This window comes from Bacillus sp. AFS040349 (assembly GCF_002577655.1).
GTDB lineage: Bacteria > Bacillota > Bacilli > Bacillales > Bacillaceae > Metabacillus.
In genome coordinates this window covers 42,840-58,905 of record NZ_NUMC01000165.1, presented here as the reverse complement: position 1 = coordinate 58,905, position 16,066 = coordinate 42,840, and the positions used below count along the sequence as shown (strand labels likewise).

Sequence of the window (16,066 nt, the reverse complement as noted above, 5' to 3'; positions counted from 1 at the left end):
TTAGTTGCCAAATACAGACTTGTTGCCTTTAATACTTCCATCGCCTCTTTTTGCAATACCTTTAGTTCTTTCATTATTATTTCCTCCATTTAGGTCAAACCAATTCTATATAATTCTAACGCAATTCTGGAAAAATATAAAACATAAACCTCAAAAATAAAATAAGCGCTGCCTATTTTTTTAAGTAGTTCAGATAATGTGGAGAAAAATTAAAATAACAACCCAAAGAAACATACGTTTTCGCAACGTAAATAGCAAGTGGGTTAACAATACAATTAACGCAACAAAAAAAGCTTGGATATTCCAAGCTTTTTGTTATTGAATGTATTGTTTCTATTTAATTAATTAAAAGCCCTTTAATTTAAGTACATTTATTCAAAAACTTCTTTTTTGGAATGACAATGTTAAACAAATTGATGTTATTTCAATCAAAAAGAACCAAATTAGGTGCTTACTTGTTAAATTGTTCAATTGCTCGTTCTTAAAATATCAGTCAATCCATTGTCATTTCCGTATTGAAATCTCCCGATTTTCCCTTCTTCTTTTGTAGAGAAGTGAACTTCACCTTCTACATTTGCAGTTTTTTCTTTGTCTCCATTTTTCTGATAACCGACCTTAGCTATGAACGTATAACGATATGGATTTTTCTCACTTTGCTCAATCGTGACTCCCATAAAATTTAACTTGTAACCACTGTTGTAAGCAAAAGTCAGATATTGAGTACCACCAAAGGCAGCTATAAAGGAATCGAGTCCAGTATCTGTAAAATAAGTCCCATAAATCTCTTCTAGAGACTTATCAAGTTCTTTGTTTTCTTCTTTATTATTAACAACAGTCCTATATTTAGGATCCCACATGATCTCCATAAACTTCTCATCAGGACCAGAAAACTCATGCTCAAGAACTTTTTTAATTGCTTCTTTATTTGTGTCTTCTGCATCAGCATTTGAGCAAGCAGCTAGTAAAAACCCTGACATTAACAACATTAAACTTAAAAAAAGGATGGATTTTGTCTTGTTGTTATTTGACATTACAACTCTCTCCCTTATAGGTAACACGTTTACAATACATTTAAGATTCATATTAAAACGTTTTTTTCTTTAACTAACCCGTTAGTTGAAAAATTGAATTTTCATAATCCTTAAGTGTATTTTACCACGTAATGTTATTAATCCTTGATTTTTCTCGAAAACAGACTGATAATCACATAGCAATTTACAAGTAAAATAGTACCCTTATTCGCACAATGACAATAGCCATTGTCAAGTTGTTATTTTGGGTGCTATTTGTTATTTACCTAAGACCAATAATTCACTAGAAATCGTTTCAATTCGATCAATTTCCGAATCAATAATCGAATAAATATCTAATTGTACGGAGCCTTCTTTTGCCAATTTCATAAAATCCTTGATTGCAGTTAAAGGATTTCTAATTTCATGAGCAATACTTGCAGCAAGTTGACCTACAATTGATATCTTTTCAGAATTAATAAGAACTCTTTCCGCTTCTTTCTTATGTAAGATATCTTTTATGTTACCACCATCATATGATTTAGCAAATGTTGTTAGCAAAACATCCAACATCGTTCCGTCTCTAGCTTTTCTAACCGTTCATATCCCTGAATACCTTTGTGTAATGTCTCCTACTTCTAAAATATGAGTTTTGTTCTCAACAGGTAAAAGTGTTCCATCTTTACATACATGTGTTGTTTCAAATGTATATGTCTCGTTTATATATATCTTATTATAAATCTCTTGTAGTTGATCTCCTCTATGACTATCTATATGCTGGGCTGACATTTGAAGCATTTCTTCTTGTGTATAACCAAGCCTAGTAAAAGCAACTTCATTTACTTCAATGAATTTACTTGCACTCTTGTCTTCATAGATTTTAAAATAGTATGCCGCATCTGACATTTTATATAAAAACTGTTCATAATATCGAGAAACTTCATCTCATTTTTTATATGTAGAAAGTTCCACTCTTAGCTTTTTGAGCTCTTCTTTTAAGCTAGTCATTTCATCATTGTGCTGATTGACATTTTACACTATGGGCACCTTCTCATTTTATGTATCTAGTAACAATAGTAAAGGCTGTTCTTATCTTTTTAAAATAGAAATTTTATTGCACACAAAAAACGGGACAGTAAACCTGTCCCCTTGTCCCGTCACTTCATGTAACGGTATTCCATCAAGCTATTCAACATTGAAACTTCTTGTAATAAGTCCTCCCCAATGTTTGTTTCTAGCACTTTTTTTCTTTCTAACTCTTTATCTACTATCCGTCTTACGGATAAAACATCAGTTCCGTTTAGGAGAACATCTTCTTTTGAATTAAAATGTTGATGAGCAACAAGCTGCATGCCGAAGGAATTGTATAATAATGTATATCCTGCAATACCAGTTGTAGATTGATAGGCTTTCGAGAAGCCGCCATCGATAACAATCATTTTTCCATTCGCTTTAACAGGATTTTCTCCATTAATTTCTTTTACAGGTGTATGACCGTTAATGATATGCCCCTGATCTGGATCTAGATCAAACTCTTTTAGCAAGCGGCGGCATGTTTCCTCATCCTCGCGCAGGTGATAGTATGGGTTCTTTTTCTCTTTATGTGTTGTTTTGTCCCCAATAAAATATCTTTCAAAGGTTGTCATTGCTCTTTTTCCAAATAATGAAGAATATTCGCCAGTCCATAAATACCACACCATATCTGTCGCAAGATCGTCTGTTTCTTCAGGATGTGCAAATGAATAGCGTAAATAATGTTCGAACACATCAAGTAATTCACGTCCACCATAGGTTTTATCTTTGATGATCATTTTTTCCATATTTCCTTCTTCATCTAAAGGTATGCAGCCGTGTATTAATAAGTTTCCGTTATATTTTAAATAAAGACTGCCTTTTTTCATGAGAAAATTCATATGTCTTGCAAGCTTTTCCGAGTGCTGAACAGAAAACAACAGCTTGTCTATTACTTGCTGCTCTTCTTTTAACAGTTGATCAGGTTGAGCTGGATTTATCGTTGCAAAGCAAGGATTTTCAAGTGGATATTTTTGTCCATAAATCGTAATCTCATTGTTCTCATAATCTACCTTTTCAAGCAAAAGTCTTTCTGACATATTAAAGTTCGGACGTCTTTTGATAATCGGACTTTCAAGCTTAAACTGAATAATTGCGATGGCTTGATGTATTTTAGTAATTTGCAATTTTTCTTCTTCCGTTATCGGTTCATCTCCTTGTACCTTTGGCCTAAAGGCAGGATTATCACCATAATATTTCTCCGCTAGGTTAAGAAGCGGTCTGAGGTTGATTCCATATACATCTTCAATGATATCCAGGTTGTTGTAACGAGCACAAATTCGAATAATGTTTGCCAGACATACCTTTGATCCGGCAAAAGCACCAATCCAGAGAACATCATGATTTCCCCACTGAATATCAACAGAGTGATAATTGATGAGAGCTTCCATAATTTTATCTGGTTCAGGTCCACGATCATAAATATCCCCTACAACGTGAAGATGATCAACAACTAGTCTCTGAGTCGTATAGGCAAGACCAATGATGAGCTTATCTGCTTGTCCAAGGGTAATAATTTGCTGAACGATTTTTGTATAATAAGGTTCTTTAAAATTTGTGAACTCATCTGTTTTATATAGTAATTCTTCAACAATATAAACAAACTGACTAGGTAATGCTTTACGCAATTTCGAGCGTGTATATTTAGAGGACGCATAACAAATAAGCTTAATCATGCGCTCAATAATGACGGTATACCAATGGTGTAATTCTTGTTCATTGTCAAAATCATTTTTGATTAACTGTAATTTTTCTTCAGGATAATAAACTAATGTGGCAAATTCTTTAATTTCTTTTTCAGTTAAAATCTTTTTAAAAATGTCTTCAATTTTCTCCTTGACCTTCCCAGATCCATTTCGTAACACATGTTGAAAGGCTTGATACTCCCCGTGCAAATCACTTACAAAATGTTCTGTCCCTTTTGGTAGATTTAAGATAGCTTCTAGATTAATAATTTCAGTGACCACTTTTTCTTCGCTATCATATTTTTGGGCCAGTAAATCTAAGAATTTTGTATTCAAGATATGTATCCCCTTTCACGACTTATGTTATTTATATTATAAGAAAAAGCATTGAGGGTATTTATAACGGATTTGGTCTTTTTATTGTCTTTATTTGCCATTATAATGTTTTTAATTCTATTATTCTATTAGAAGACATTTTCATTTTATCATTTTTCAGAATATTTTTGGGGGCATTTATTGGGGGAATGAGAGCTACACTAAAGATACAAAAAAGACCCATTAATACTTTCTGTAGTTAAATGGCTCTTTTTCGCATATTTGTAGTTATTTATTTGTTTATCCCGTCCAACACAAAATTCACTATATGATCTATTTCTAGGTCACTGATTTTATCAACATTTAGTAAGACAAACCGAGAAACGATGAATCCACCGAAAAATGTGATGATCATTTTTACTATTTGGCTGCTTGGTATGTTTTTCAATTCACCTTGTTTTTGATAATGTTCTACAGCACTTTTTAATCGAGGTAAAATATTTTCGGAAAGAAAAGGCAATAATTCATTTTTCAATTCTTCATTATATAAAATTTCTTTTATAACCACTTGAAAAATCTCTTTATTTGCTGAAAAAAATTCAATTCTATTTTTTAATAATGCTTTTAAAAACTCATCAAATGTTGTGTCTTTCTCTGACATCACTTCTTTAAAAACTTCCTCTGCCATCATAGGTAGAGAGTCCTTAAAAAAAGGAAGAATAACGGAAAGTAGTAAATTATCTTTTGTTCCATAATGTCTAAATATGGTTCCTTCTGCTACCCCAGCTGCTTTTGCAATTTCACTGGTAGAGGTATTTGCATACCCTTTTTCAGCAAATAATTTTATGGCCGTCTCAACAATTTTTTGTTGTTTTTCTGTTTGTTTTTTGGATAGCTTTGATTGAGCAATCATTGCATCCAATAACCTGCTATTAGACACGTACCCCACACCCTTCATTCTATCCCCTTATTATAGCTTACGGTACTTTTTCAGAGCAAATAAATTAAAGAGAATTAAAACAATAGCAAACATTATTAATACATAAAGATCTCCACTTATTTCATTTAACTCAGAGCCTTTATACATAACTCCCTTTAAAGCATCTGCAGCATAATACAGTGGCATGAATTTTGCGAGAATTTGTAACCAATCTGCCATACCCTCTAGTGGCAATATTCCTGAGAAAAAAATTTGTGGAATAATGACTATAGGAATAAATTGCACCATTTGAAATTCAGATGCGGCAAAGGATGACAAAAGAATACCAAGAGATAAAGCAACTAATGCAAGAAGTAGATTTATCAAAATAACATTCCAGATCGAGCCTATTAGAACCATATCCAGTACATTTATAGAATAAAAAACAATAATGCATGTTTGAAGTATTGCAAAAACCCCGAACCCAACTAGGTATGCAGCAATGATTTCTCCTCGACGAATAGGTGTTGTCATCAATCTTTCCAAAGTTCCGGAAGTTCGTTCCTTTAGCAAACCAATTCCAGAGATAAGAAAAACGAAAAAGAACACAAAGAAACCAATTAAGGTTGGACTTAAAACATCAAAAAACACTGTATCACTATCTCCATATACATACTCTGTTTTCATCTGATCTTTATTAGCCATATCCATTTTCATGTTCGATTGCTGCAATAGTGGTGTTTGAAATAATGAACTAGTTATTTGATTTATTTTCATTTGTAACCACTTTGCAGAAGATGGATCACTATTTAATAATGTTAATGTAAACAGTCCGTCTTCAACTTTAAGAAAACCGTCTAAATCTTGTTTTATTATTGTGTTCTCTACATCAACCACTTCTTCATTAAATTCTTCAATAATAATATTAGCGCTTTTTAATTTTTCTATTAATCTCTGATCTACGCTCTCTACTCCAAGTATTGGGTCAATGTTCTCTCCATTAAAAACTAAATGCATCATCGTTAAGATTAATAATGGTGCAATGAAAAGTAGCGCTAATGTTCGTTTATCCCTATACATTTGCTGAAAAATTCGTTTAATAAGGGCAGCAGTTCTCACTATTTTTTCCTCCCTGCATGTAAGAATACTTCATCAAAATTAGTTGCATTGTATTTTTCCTTTAATACTTGTGGTGTACCACTTGCAATAATAGATCCATCCCTAATCATTGCAATCACATCACACCTCTCTGCTTCATCCATCACATGTGTGGTTACAATTATGGTTTTACCCTCTTCATTCTTTAAACGTAATAATTCATCCCAAATACTAAACCTTAATTCCGGATCAATCCCAACGGTTGGTTCATCTAAGATAAGAATCTTAGGATCTTGAATTAATGCTATCGCAAGTGACAAGCGGCGCTTCATTCCACCTGAATAGGTAGAAACCTTTTTAGAGAGATGTTCAGTAAGGTTTACTAAACCAGCTGCATATGCAATACGTTTTTTTATTTCGTTATGATTAAGTTTATATAGTGAAGCGAAGAAAGTTAGATTTTCTTTCCCTGTTAATTCACTATACAACGCATCAGATTGAGCCATATAGCCAATTTTCTCCAACAATTCAAGATTTGGTACCTTTTGATTGAGAACAGAAATTGTTCCGTTATCAGGTATATCTGTACCAACAATCATTTTAACTAATGTTGTTTTACCCGAACCTGAAGGACCAATAAATCCGTAAATATGTCCTTCTTTAATCTCCATATTTATTTCTTTTAAAACTATTTTTTTCCCAAAGCTTTTACTAATCTTTTCTATAACAATACTCTCTTTCATATTTACCTCCCCTAAAAAATAATAAAGTGAGTAATTACTCACTTTATTTATAACATTGGTCAGGATTTACAGTCAATAAAAAAGTGAGTAGTTACTTACATTTTTATGTTAAGATTTTGGTTTCAGATCAACATTTTAATTTAGTCCATCAGCAATTTACTACCTAAAAAAAACGCTTATCCTAGTAAGGAAAGCGCCTTTTTGTTTTGTTATTTACTTTTTAAACTATTCTTCATCCTCAGTAATACCCTCTTTTTCAACACTAACTTCTTCCATGCTTTCTAAAATACGCTTTGCCATAAGTTTATAACCGGTCGTATTAGGATGAAAATAATCTTCGGATAATAATTCTACATCTGAGTTACTAAAAAGATCAGCGATTGGGATATAATTTACATTTTCAAAATCCTCTGTTATAGACTTGCCAATTTCATTCCAGTCGTTAACAATCATTTGCAATTCACTAATTTCAGGAAAATAACGATCAAAAGGATTATAAAAACCAATATAATAAATTTTAGTGTTTGGATTTAGTTCATTAATTTTACTAAAAATGGCTGTTAATCTCTCAATATATTGTTGTTCCTCTTTTTGAAAATGCTCAAGCTGAAGGTTTGTAAAATTGCTTCTAACAATCTTCATAATATCGTTGGCCCCTATTGTAACTAATACAATATCAGCTTTTTGAATAGAAGAAGCAATCTCTTTTTTCTCAAGACGTTTTAGTAATTGATCTGTACGGTTTCCTCTTTTCCCGTAGTTTTCAATCGTAACTTTTATGTTATTATTTTCAAATGTGGTATTTAAAATCCCGACATACCCGCCATTTTTTGTTTCATCACCAACACCTTGAGTGAGAGAATCACCAATTGCTACGACCTTTAGGTCCTTTTCAAAAAGTTTTATAACACCTTCTACAGCTTCTTTTACCTTCTCCTTAATACCTTCTGTTATTGTATTTTTATTATTCTCATCTTCTAGTATTTCTTCCTTTTTTCCATCTGCTAATTCAATCGAAACATCCTCAATCTTCACGTCTTTTTCAGGTCCCGCTGCTTCAGAAACACCCTTTTCTTCAGTGTTAGATTTTTCTGTAGTTTCGTCAGATTCTGTCGCTTCATTCATAATTGATGTTTCGACATTACTCTGTTTTGTTTGATTAGAATGAGAAAGAAAGAAGTATAAACTAAAGCACACTACTAGTAAACTAGCAATAGTGACTATTACTTTTAGTCTTTGCATCTATAACCACACCATTCTAGTTGTTAAATATATAATCACTCATAATCATTGTGCAATGCTTCATAATTGTACTATAAAAATTCCGGAATACTCATGGAATTTTATTCCACCACCTACTACTTCCATGTTTATGAATAGTTCTTCACAAACATTAATAATTTTATTGTATTTACCCGTAACACCCATGCATTAATCATCTCATTTTTTCCATAAAAATAAAATAAGCACGTATCCTTTTGGATAGTGCCTGACTGCTCATAAGGTATAAGCACCTTATTTATCACTCAACTTGCCCTCCCATTGATTCATAAAGAATCATAGTCCAAAATCCTTTAGCAATATTTTCTTTAAATATTATTTTTCTTTTTTAAGTACCTCTCATATGCAATTGCTAAAGGTTAAAGACAATTAACTTATATCCAACTAGCAAACCAAGCAACATAATATGCAGCTGGAATAAATAATAATTGAGCTAGAATCGTACCCACTAATTTTGAACTAACCATTGTTAAAGAATAGCTTTTTAAATAAATATAATCACATTCTTTTTTCATGACTCGATCCGCTAAAACTGAAGCTTTTGGATCAATAAACAATGTTAATAATATTGTCGCAATACCGTTAATAATACCTGATGACATCAGGGCAGCTTGAGCATAATCTTCAGGTACTAACATGGATGCATAAATAGAAGAAAGTACCCCAATCGTAAAAACTGCAGAAACGATTATATTGGTAACAAAAAGCCTTTTTGGTATGGTTTTATATGTAATTCCCTTAAGATATGATAATTTAGGCAGTCTAATGCATTTCATTATTTTTTTAAAACCTTTTCCATTACATTGACTAAGAAATAATCCCACCATAGATCCCCGTTGTTTTGATAGCTGAACGATGGCTCTTGAAAAAATATTGATAAATGTTGGGAAGAGTAGAATTCCAAACAATACACCAATTGTGGTAACTCCAATTAAAACTCTATATTGTTCCTCTATAAAATGTAGTTTGTTCAAATCAGGTGCTTCCGCAATTAGTTTTGCTGTTAGTGGTTGTTGAATCATAGTCGAAAATCTAGAAACAATGACAAGAGTACTAAATAAAGAAATTGCAGTAGCAATTAGCTTGACCCGCGTACCAGAAATCCTAGTCGAATAAGCTAAAGTCTCTACCATTGTAATGACCAATATAAACACTGAAATCATGATTAACTTGCTTGTTATTAATTCCATATATAAACTCCTTAAACATCTTCTCTTGTTATATTAAAAGATAAAACTTTCCTTGAGAAGTAAAAAAAGCTTTAAATTCTATTATACATATATTTTTATCAAGCTCATAAAAAAAGACAAAACAATGTGTTTCATCTTAAACACTGAAAAATTCAGATATCATTTCACTTCACTTTTGCAACACCTAATGCAAAGTGAGCAAACAGAATATTTTCAATCATTTCTGCTTGAGAATCCTCACAATCGACAATGAGAATAAGTTCAGAGTGAAACCCTTTTAAAAGCCTTCGTTTCTTTTTAATAATTACTTCAGTAAAAAGGCGAATAGCAAAGCCGAGCATAAAACCAACAAATGCACCAATTAATCCCCAATAAATGGGTCCCCACGCTAGCTCAAATCCTATACTAGCACCAATCACTGCAAAAGCTGTTGCTAGTGCTGCTCCTATATCAATCAGCGACGTACCATCCGAACGATGGAGAGTATCAAACACTTTATGCTTCTCTTTTCGATTATCAAGAGGGACTACAAAAATGTTTTCTTTTTTTATTCCCTTCTTCTCTATTGTTGCAATAGCCATTTCTATAAAAACGGTATGCTCAAATGTTGAAAAAAGTTGCATTGTTTTAATCCACCTTTTGACCTTTTAATACCTGAAAAGATGCTGATTGATAGTTCTCCATAAAGAAGCCACGTTGCTCTTTATCGTATAATTTATTATTTTCAACAGTGTTTATGTACGAGTCATACACAGAAAATCCATATAGAGAAGGGAAAAACAAAAGCCATTCAGGATTTACAACATTCGTAGCCTTTTCAATTTCTCCTAAAAATATAAGTGAAATAGCTTCAAGGCCATGAGAATAATAAAAAAAGACAACACACCAGATAATAATGAAAAATGCTGTCAAAATTCTATGTATATAAAGTTGGCCTAAGCCAGGTATGAAAAGCGACCACACGATCGCCATAACCGGATTTCTTTTATCCAAGTAGTTAATCTCTAGGGCACCTATAGTAAATGAATTAAATTTATGCTCCTCACGATCTGCTAAGATAAAAACCTTATTCATATCTACCGTTGTACGATAACTGTCCCAGATCGCGAAAATATAAACCGGAATATAAATTAATAACCAACGAGTATCTAAAATTTCTTTCGCTTTTTCTATATCACCTTGAAAGGAATAAATCATTCCTAAATTTAAATTGGAATGTATATTTACGACAACCTCCCAAATAAACAAAACAAATCCTCGAAGATATTTTGATAAAAGCAGATGTCCAAATCCGGGAAAAGCTGCACTCCACCACCCAATGATATATGGATTTCTAAGATGAATTTGAGTGGTTCCTAAAATGCTGACATGAGCTCGATACCGCCTTGCTGTGTTATCATTGCTGTAATTATTCATATTATATACTCACCCTATGGAAGTTGTAAGACTAAATTAAACTCTTATAGTTAATGTTTCACATTTATAGGTAAAGTATCCTAATATTAAAAACAAATTGCCAAACCAATTACTCCAACATATTGCATCAAAAGCCATTTCCTAGTAAAAGCATGTAGGGATTGGCTTTTTATATTGAAACGAAATTTTTTCCAGATTTGATTTTCTAAGGCTGCCATATTTCTAACAGATTTCTATCTAAATCATAAAATTTAAAATGATCTCCAACAGGTCTATCATCGGAAATTTCGTCTACAATCTCTACTCCATTTTCTATAAATATTTCAACTTTTTCTAAATTAACATCATTTAGTAACATACTATTCATATTTGCATTGTTAACCTTTGTTTTTGCTAAGCTTACATTATCTATTTCTAGCTCTTCAGCATTCACTTCTTGCCACTTTAACCCAGAAATATCTGCTTTTTGTAAATCTATTTTTTGAACATTTAATGACATGAAAAAACAACTCCTTTATTTTTATAGGAATAAAAACCACAATCCTTTTGAACATTCTTTATTTAACAAAAAATTCCTTTTTTAAAAAATTAACTAATTAGCTTAAGTTAAATGTATGTTTCATTTTAAAAGATCAATTTAAAAAGGTGCCACTCCTCTATTAATTAGAGGATGACACCTTTGCCATTAAAACAAGTCCATTAACTTTGCCCAAAATCCTTTTTCTTCTTCAGCTTTTTCAGTTTTCACTTCTTCTTTTTCTTCTTTTTTTATGCTTTCTGTTTTAAGAACAAATTGAACGGAGTTTATTTTTTTATTTTCTGGTGAAACAAATGATACAGCTTCAAAATCTGATTTATCGTAGTCATCAATCATTTGATCGACTTCTTTTTTCATTTGCTCTGGTAAATCAGCTGTAGATTCATAAAGTTCATTCGTTCCATCATGAAGTCTACTAAGTCCATTTTCTATTTCATTTGTTCCTTTAGACACTCCTACAATTCCATTGTGAATTTGCGTATATGAATGAGATAGTTCGTTCACCCCACCAGTATATTTCACTATCCCGGAATGAAATGTTTGATAATTAGTAGACAGCTGACTTATGGCATCCTGCAATTGTGCAAAAGACTCAGCAAAGTCCATATCCTCCAAAGAAGTAGAAAGCCCGCCTGACATTTTATCCAGATTATCGGCCATCAAAGTAAGCGATCCGCTAACCTCCCCTAGTGTTCCATTTACTGCATCAAAGGCTTGTTTGACAGCTTCGTAAGTGCCCTTTGCAGTTCTTGCGGCTGAATATGTTTCAAGCAATTGTTTCAATACTGCTTGATCTCCACCACTATTATAAAGCTGTGTGGTTTGTTCTTCTGTAATTTCATAGTCAGGAATAGCCTCCATCGCTTTGTTTAAAGTGCTGTATGCTGTTGAATAATTCTCTTTTAAGGTATTTAACCCATCAGATGTGTCTCTTAAACCTTTTGCTATTTCCGACAGTCCTGCAGTCAGCTGTTCAAAATCGTCCAAATTCATATCTTCTGAGCCGTTAGCTAGAGATGCATTTAATGTTTGTAGTGCTTGAGAAATAGATATTGAAGCACTAACTATTTCTGGGGAAGAAGAGCTTATTGAAGTCATTCCGTCTTTATATTTTAGTGAACCCTCTCCAAGCTTCTTTGCTCCATCGTTTATTTGTGCTAACCCATTTTGCAGGTCACCCACGCCATTATTTATTTTATTAATCGCTTTCGTTAGTTGAGATAAGTCACCTGTCATATCATCTATATCCGGTGCATCAATTGGCATAGACGATGGAATACCTGTGATGTTTATACCTTCTAGTTCAAAATCAACAACATCAGCTTCCACAACAAGTTCTTCTTCTTTTTTAGGCATAACAGTAAATGTTACTTGCTTATTTTTCCCCGCATTAGCAAGCATTCCATCAGGAGCCTCGATGTTACTAAAGAGATCTGTATTTAGAGCAAGAGAAACTTGTAATAAATAGTTGTTAAAAAAGACAGAATTTACCTGATCGTTATAAGATGTAGCAATCTTCACTTGTACACGCCCATCTTTCCCGGCAAGCTCTTCAGGGGAGATTTTTTTTCCGTCTAACAAATATGAAATGGAAATATTCCAAGGTAATGGTTCTTCATTCATATTTCCTTGATAATAAAATTTTCCTTCTGAAGCCGAAAGCTCAACAGCATTGTCGACTTGATTCATTTCATCTACATTCGTTAAATTCTTCAAACTAGAATACGAACCATAATCAACAATTTTTCCCGCCTTTTCTACATCTAAAATGTTCACTACATATAATTCTTGTTCCTCACCAATTGCGCTTAGTTTTGCATAAACTACTTCGTCCTTTGAGGAGATTTCTCCACTTTCTTGTGCGGTAGCTGGAAGTGAAGGTAAAACTAAACCAATAGCGGCGAAAATAACCAAAAACTTCTTAACTCCCCTCATCATCAGTCCTCCTCCTTATAAAAGTTAGCTTTCCAGGTTGTTTTTGTAATAAGTTTATCGAAGACCAACATACATGCTGGCAAAAAGAGGACGACCATAATAAACGCAAGTAATGCACCTCTTCCTAGCAATAAACCGATTGAAGTGACAATTGGGTTTGACGAGGTAATCCAAAGGATAAATCCAACACTTGATAAAATCGAAGCAGATATTCCAATGGCAAACATTTTTTCATCAATCGTTTTCTTAATTGCTTGTAACGCAGTCATTTCTTTTCGATACTCTTTATAAGCATCTGTTAATAAAATGGCATAATCTACTGTTGCTGCAAGCTGAATAATGCTGATTAACAAATAGCCAACATACACTAATGAAGAAACAGTAAAGTAAGGTACAGATAGATTAATCCAAACAGCCGTTTGAATAGTAAGAAGTAGGATTAAAGGAATTGACAGTGATTTAAATGTTACAAACAAAACGAATGCAACCGTAATAATGGTTAATAGATTTACCAATTGGTTATCTTTTTGAACCGTTTTTTTAATATCATACAATGTTACACTTTCTCCAACAGAATAGACTTTATCATAGTATTGATTTGCTGTACTGTGGACTTTTTCAATTAACTGAAATGCCTCTTCTCCTTCATTCTTCGTATTAGTTTGAAGGATCATTCGGCTATAATTTTCAGAATAAAATGGCTCTGTAATGGATTGATCCAAATACTCTGGTGGAATTTCAGCACCAACTGTATTCACATAAGCCAGCACACTAGACACATGCTCGATATTTTCTAACTCTTGTACCAGCTCATCCTCTTTGGTGACATCCCCTTTAGGAACAAGCAAGACGATCGGCGTGCTTTCTCCGAACTGATCTTTTATTTCTTGAAAATCACTTCCAGCTCTTGTTGTCTCAGGCTGGTCTCCTATACCATAAATAAAGTTCGTCTGACTTTGTGCTAGAAATGCAGGAACGATGACTAGTAAAACTAAAATCAAACTCGGTATTCTTAGTTTTAGCACAGCATTTCCCTTGTTTTTAAAGCTTGGAAGTAATGGTTTGTGCTGAGTTTTATCAATCCATTTATAAAACAGTAGTGTTAGTGCAGGAAGGAAAACCATCACACTAATAAAGCTTAATAAAATTCCTTTTACTAGATTAATTCCTAGATCTGAACCAATTTCAAAATTCATAAACGATAACGCGATAAAACCAAAAAATGTGGTTGACGCACTTGCCGTAATCGCTGAAAATGATTTTTTCATCGCGAGCTCCATTGCTTCGTGAGGATCTGCGACCTTTTTCCGATAGTCTGCAAAACTATGAAGGAGGAAAATTGCATAATCTAGTGATACGGCAAGCTGTAAAATTGGTGCGACTGATTGAGTAACAAAGGAAACTTCTCCAAGGAAAATGTTTGATCCCATATTAATTAATACAGAAACACCAATAGCTGTTAAGAAAAATAATGGCTCTATCCAAGAATTGGTGGATAAAACTAAAATTAAGATGATAATCGGCACTAGTAATGCACCTGCGTACATTGATTCGGTACCAGCCATTTTTTGTTGTGTTGCTGTATTAAGTGATTCCCCCGCCATCGCATGATCTTCACCGATGAGCTTATAAATCTCATCGGTGATTGCTACTTCATCACCTTCACGAATGCTGAATGAAAATAATGCTTTATTTTCTTTATAATAGGTTTCTACTGTTTCTTCGTCAGCCATTTCAAGCGGAGATTTCAAGTCAACAGCATCATCTAACCATGTAACGTTTGATACACCATCAATCGCTGCAAGTTTTTCTTTAAAATCTAAAGCTTCCTGTATGGTCACATCATGAATCATGACTCGATTCGTCGGAACACTTCCCTCAAATTCCTGTTCCATAATGTCCATCGCGATTGTGGACTGAGCATCATCCGGTAAGTAATCCTTCATATCGTAATTGACTGACACTTTTAAAGTAGCTAGTGCGCAAATGACTGTAACAATCATAAATGTTATCGCAACAGTTTTTTTATGTTTAATAATCCATGATGCAATATTTATCGTTTTTCACCCTCTCTTGCGACTTTTTCCTATACACTCTATCATTATATGGACACGGTGTTGCCTATTCAACAAACAGTTATTTTACATCTGTGATTTTTCCAACATATTCATCAATTGTGTTGGAAAACGAGTAAAAAAGGAGAATGCAATGACAACTTCAAAATTAGATCGCCGAAAAAAATATACGCGTATGGTTCTAAAAGAAAGTTTAATCCAATTATTAAAGGAAAAACAGATATCTTCCATTACTGTTAAAGAAATCTGTGACTTAGCTGATATTAATCGCTCTACATTTTATGCTCACTATTCCGATCAATTTGACCTTCTTGATAAAACGGAAGAAGAATTGATAGAAGAGATGAAAAGGTATTTGAGTCAATACAGCTATGAAGAAGATGACCTAAAGATGATTGAAAAATTGCTGGAATACTTCGCTTCTAAGCAAGAAATTTGCAAAATACTTCTTAATGAAAAAGTGGACACAACATTTCAAAAAAAGGTAATGAAGGTAGCACATCATTTTTTTATAGAAAACTGGAAAGCCAATCATCAATTTAATGGATATCCATCAGAATATGTAAGTACATTTATCATAAGTGGAAGTATTTATGTTACCAAAGAATGGCTAAACAGAGGAATGGACAAAACACCAAAAGAAATGGCTGAAATGATTAATAATCTAATCAAAAATGGTCTTTTCGGGACATAGGTTCTTTGTCTCTTTATAAGGAAGTAATCCTTTTCCGTCTCTTCTATTTATTATTAATAAAATTAAAGCTTTATCCACAATTGTCCAGTTCAAATT

15 protein-coding genes are annotated in these 16,066 nt (G+C 33.0%); 1 reads left to right on the top strand and 14 read right to left on the bottom strand.

Translation table 11 applies throughout. The features are described from left to right. Nucleotides 1–467: 467 nt before the first annotated feature. From COD11_RS25410 to COD11_RS25345, 14 genes are all read right to left on the bottom strand, one after another. Nucleotides 468–1,031 (bottom strand): hypothetical protein, encoded by a 564-nt coding sequence (locus tag COD11_RS25410; RefSeq protein WP_098799673.1) that lies wholly within the window; start codon nucleotides 1,029–1,031, stop codon nucleotides 468–470. Between the two features lie 258 nt (nucleotides 1,032–1,289). Further along, the gene (locus COD11_RS25405; protein WP_098799672.1) at nucleotides 1,290–1,583 is read right to left on the bottom strand and encodes a histidine kinase dimerization/phospho-acceptor domain-containing protein; all 294 of its coding nucleotides are present in this window, start codon (nucleotides 1,581–1,583) and stop codon (nucleotides 1,290–1,292) included. 27 nt (nucleotides 1,584–1,610) lie between these two features. Beyond that, nucleotides 1,611–1,916 carry a PAS domain S-box protein gene (locus COD11_RS25400; RefSeq protein ID WP_098799671.1) on the bottom strand — a complete coding sequence of 102 codons (306 nt, stop codon included), beginning with the start codon at nucleotides 1,914–1,916 and terminating at the stop codon, nucleotides 1,611–1,613. A 251-nt stretch (nucleotides 1,917–2,167) separates the two neighbouring features. Further along, nucleotides 2,168–4,102 carry a fructose-1,6-bisphosphatase gene (gene fbp / locus COD11_RS25395; RefSeq protein WP_098799670.1) on the bottom strand — a complete coding sequence of 645 codons (1,935 nt, stop codon included), beginning with the start codon at nucleotides 4,100–4,102 and terminating at the stop codon, nucleotides 2,168–2,170. A gap of 271 nt (nucleotides 4,103–4,373) precedes the next feature. After that, nucleotides 4,374–5,021 (bottom strand): TetR/AcrR family transcriptional regulator, encoded by a 648-nt coding sequence (locus tag COD11_RS25390; RefSeq protein WP_255301708.1) that lies wholly within the window; start codon nucleotides 5,019–5,021, stop codon nucleotides 4,374–4,376. A 30-nt stretch (nucleotides 5,022–5,051) separates the two neighbouring features. Continuing rightward, nucleotides 5,052–6,119 (bottom strand): ABC transporter permease, encoded by a 1,068-nt coding sequence (locus COD11_RS25385; RefSeq protein WP_098799668.1) that lies wholly within the window; start codon nucleotides 6,117–6,119, stop codon nucleotides 5,052–5,054. Further along, nucleotides 6,119–6,841 (bottom strand): ABC transporter ATP-binding protein, encoded by a 723-nt coding sequence (locus COD11_RS25380; RefSeq protein WP_098799667.1) that lies wholly within the window; start codon nucleotides 6,839–6,841, stop codon nucleotides 6,119–6,121. Before COD11_RS25380 ends, COD11_RS25385 begins: the two co-directional genes overlap by 1 nt. Before the next feature lie 225 nt (nucleotides 6,842–7,066). Beyond that, entirely contained in the window at nucleotides 7,067–8,083 is a 1,017-nt protein-coding gene (locus COD11_RS25375) for an SGNH/GDSL hydrolase family protein (protein ID WP_098799666.1), read from the bottom strand. A 413-nt stretch (nucleotides 8,084–8,496) separates the two neighbouring features. Continuing rightward, nucleotides 8,497–9,312 carry a lipid II flippase Amj family protein gene (locus COD11_RS25370; protein ID WP_098799665.1) on the bottom strand — a complete coding sequence of 272 codons (816 nt, stop codon included), beginning with the start codon at nucleotides 9,310–9,312 and terminating at the stop codon, nucleotides 8,497–8,499. A 164-nt stretch (nucleotides 9,313–9,476) separates the two neighbouring features. After that, a complete protein-coding gene (locus COD11_RS25365) occupies nucleotides 9,477–9,935 on the bottom strand; it encodes a hypothetical protein (protein WP_098799664.1) in 459 nt (152 codons plus the stop codon). A 4-nt stretch (nucleotides 9,936–9,939) separates the two neighbouring features. After that, nucleotides 9,940–10,728: a hypothetical protein gene (locus COD11_RS25360; protein WP_098799663.1), complete on the bottom strand. Its 789-nt coding sequence runs from the start codon at nucleotides 10,726–10,728 to the stop codon at nucleotides 9,940–9,942. A gap of 205 nt (nucleotides 10,729–10,933) precedes the next feature. Continuing rightward, entirely contained in the window at nucleotides 10,934–11,227 is a 294-nt protein-coding gene (locus tag COD11_RS27190; protein WP_176551248.1) for a VOC family protein, read from the bottom strand. A 186-nt stretch (nucleotides 11,228–11,413) separates the two neighbouring features. Further along, nucleotides 11,414–13,204: a hypothetical protein gene (locus tag COD11_RS25350; protein WP_098799662.1), complete on the bottom strand. Its 1,791-nt coding sequence runs from the start codon at nucleotides 13,202–13,204 to the stop codon at nucleotides 11,414–11,416. Next, nucleotides 13,204–15,204: an efflux RND transporter permease subunit gene (locus tag COD11_RS25345; RefSeq protein WP_098799661.1), complete on the bottom strand. Its 2,001-nt coding sequence runs from the start codon at nucleotides 15,202–15,204 to the stop codon at nucleotides 13,204–13,206. The genes COD11_RS25350 and COD11_RS25345 overlap by 1 nt, the downstream gene beginning before the upstream one ends. 205 nt (nucleotides 15,205–15,409) lie before the next feature. Between COD11_RS25345 and COD11_RS25340 the strand changes: the two genes are divergently transcribed. Next, on the top strand, nucleotides 15,410–15,970 hold the full coding sequence (locus COD11_RS25340; protein ID WP_231307597.1) for a TetR/AcrR family transcriptional regulator: 561 nt from the start codon (nucleotides 15,410–15,412) through the stop codon (nucleotides 15,968–15,970). Nucleotides 15,971–16,066 lie beyond the last annotated feature (96 nt).

Bases quoted from the DNA above. Each gene is read 5' to 3' on its own strand.
- COD11_RS25410 (WP_098799673.1), bottom strand. From the start codon at position 1,031: ATGTCAAATAACAACAAGACAAAATCCATCCTTTTTTTAAGTTTAATG.
- COD11_RS25405 (WP_098799672.1), bottom strand. From the start codon at position 1,583: ATGTTGGATGTTTTGCTAACAACATTTGCTAAATCATATGATGGTGGT.
- COD11_RS25400 (WP_098799671.1), bottom strand. From the start codon at position 1,916: ATGTCAGATGCGGCATACTATTTTAAAATCTATGAAGACAAGAGTGCA.
- COD11_RS25380 (WP_098799667.1), bottom strand. From the start codon at position 6,841: ATGAAAGAGAGTATTGTTATAGAAAAGATTAGTAAAAGCTTTGGGAAA.
- COD11_RS25375 (WP_098799666.1), bottom strand. From the start codon at position 8,083: ATGCAAAGACTAAAAGTAATAGTCACTATTGCTAGTTTACTAGTAGTG.
- COD11_RS25370 (WP_098799665.1), bottom strand. From the start codon at position 9,312: ATGGAATTAATAACAAGCAAGTTAATCATGATTTCAGTGTTTATATTG.
- COD11_RS25365 (WP_098799664.1), bottom strand. From the start codon at position 9,935: ATGCAACTTTTTTCAACATTTGAGCATACCGTTTTTATAGAAATGGCT.
- COD11_RS25360 (WP_098799663.1), bottom strand. From the start codon at position 10,728: ATGAATAATTACAGCAATGATAACACAGCAAGGCGGTATCGAGCTCAT.
- COD11_RS27190 (WP_176551248.1), bottom strand. From the start codon at position 11,227: ATGTCATTAAATGTTCAAAAAATAGATTTACAAAAAGCAGATATTTCT.
- COD11_RS25350 (WP_098799662.1), bottom strand. From the start codon at position 13,204: ATGATGAGGGGAGTTAAGAAGTTTTTGGTTATTTTCGCCGCTATTGGT.
- COD11_RS25345 (WP_098799661.1), bottom strand. From the start codon at position 15,204: ATGATTGTTACAGTCATTTGCGCACTAGCTACTTTAAAAGTGTCAGTC.
- COD11_RS25340 (WP_231307597.1), top strand. From the start codon at position 15,410: ATGACAACTTCAAAATTAGATCGCCGAAAAAAATATACGCGTATGGTT.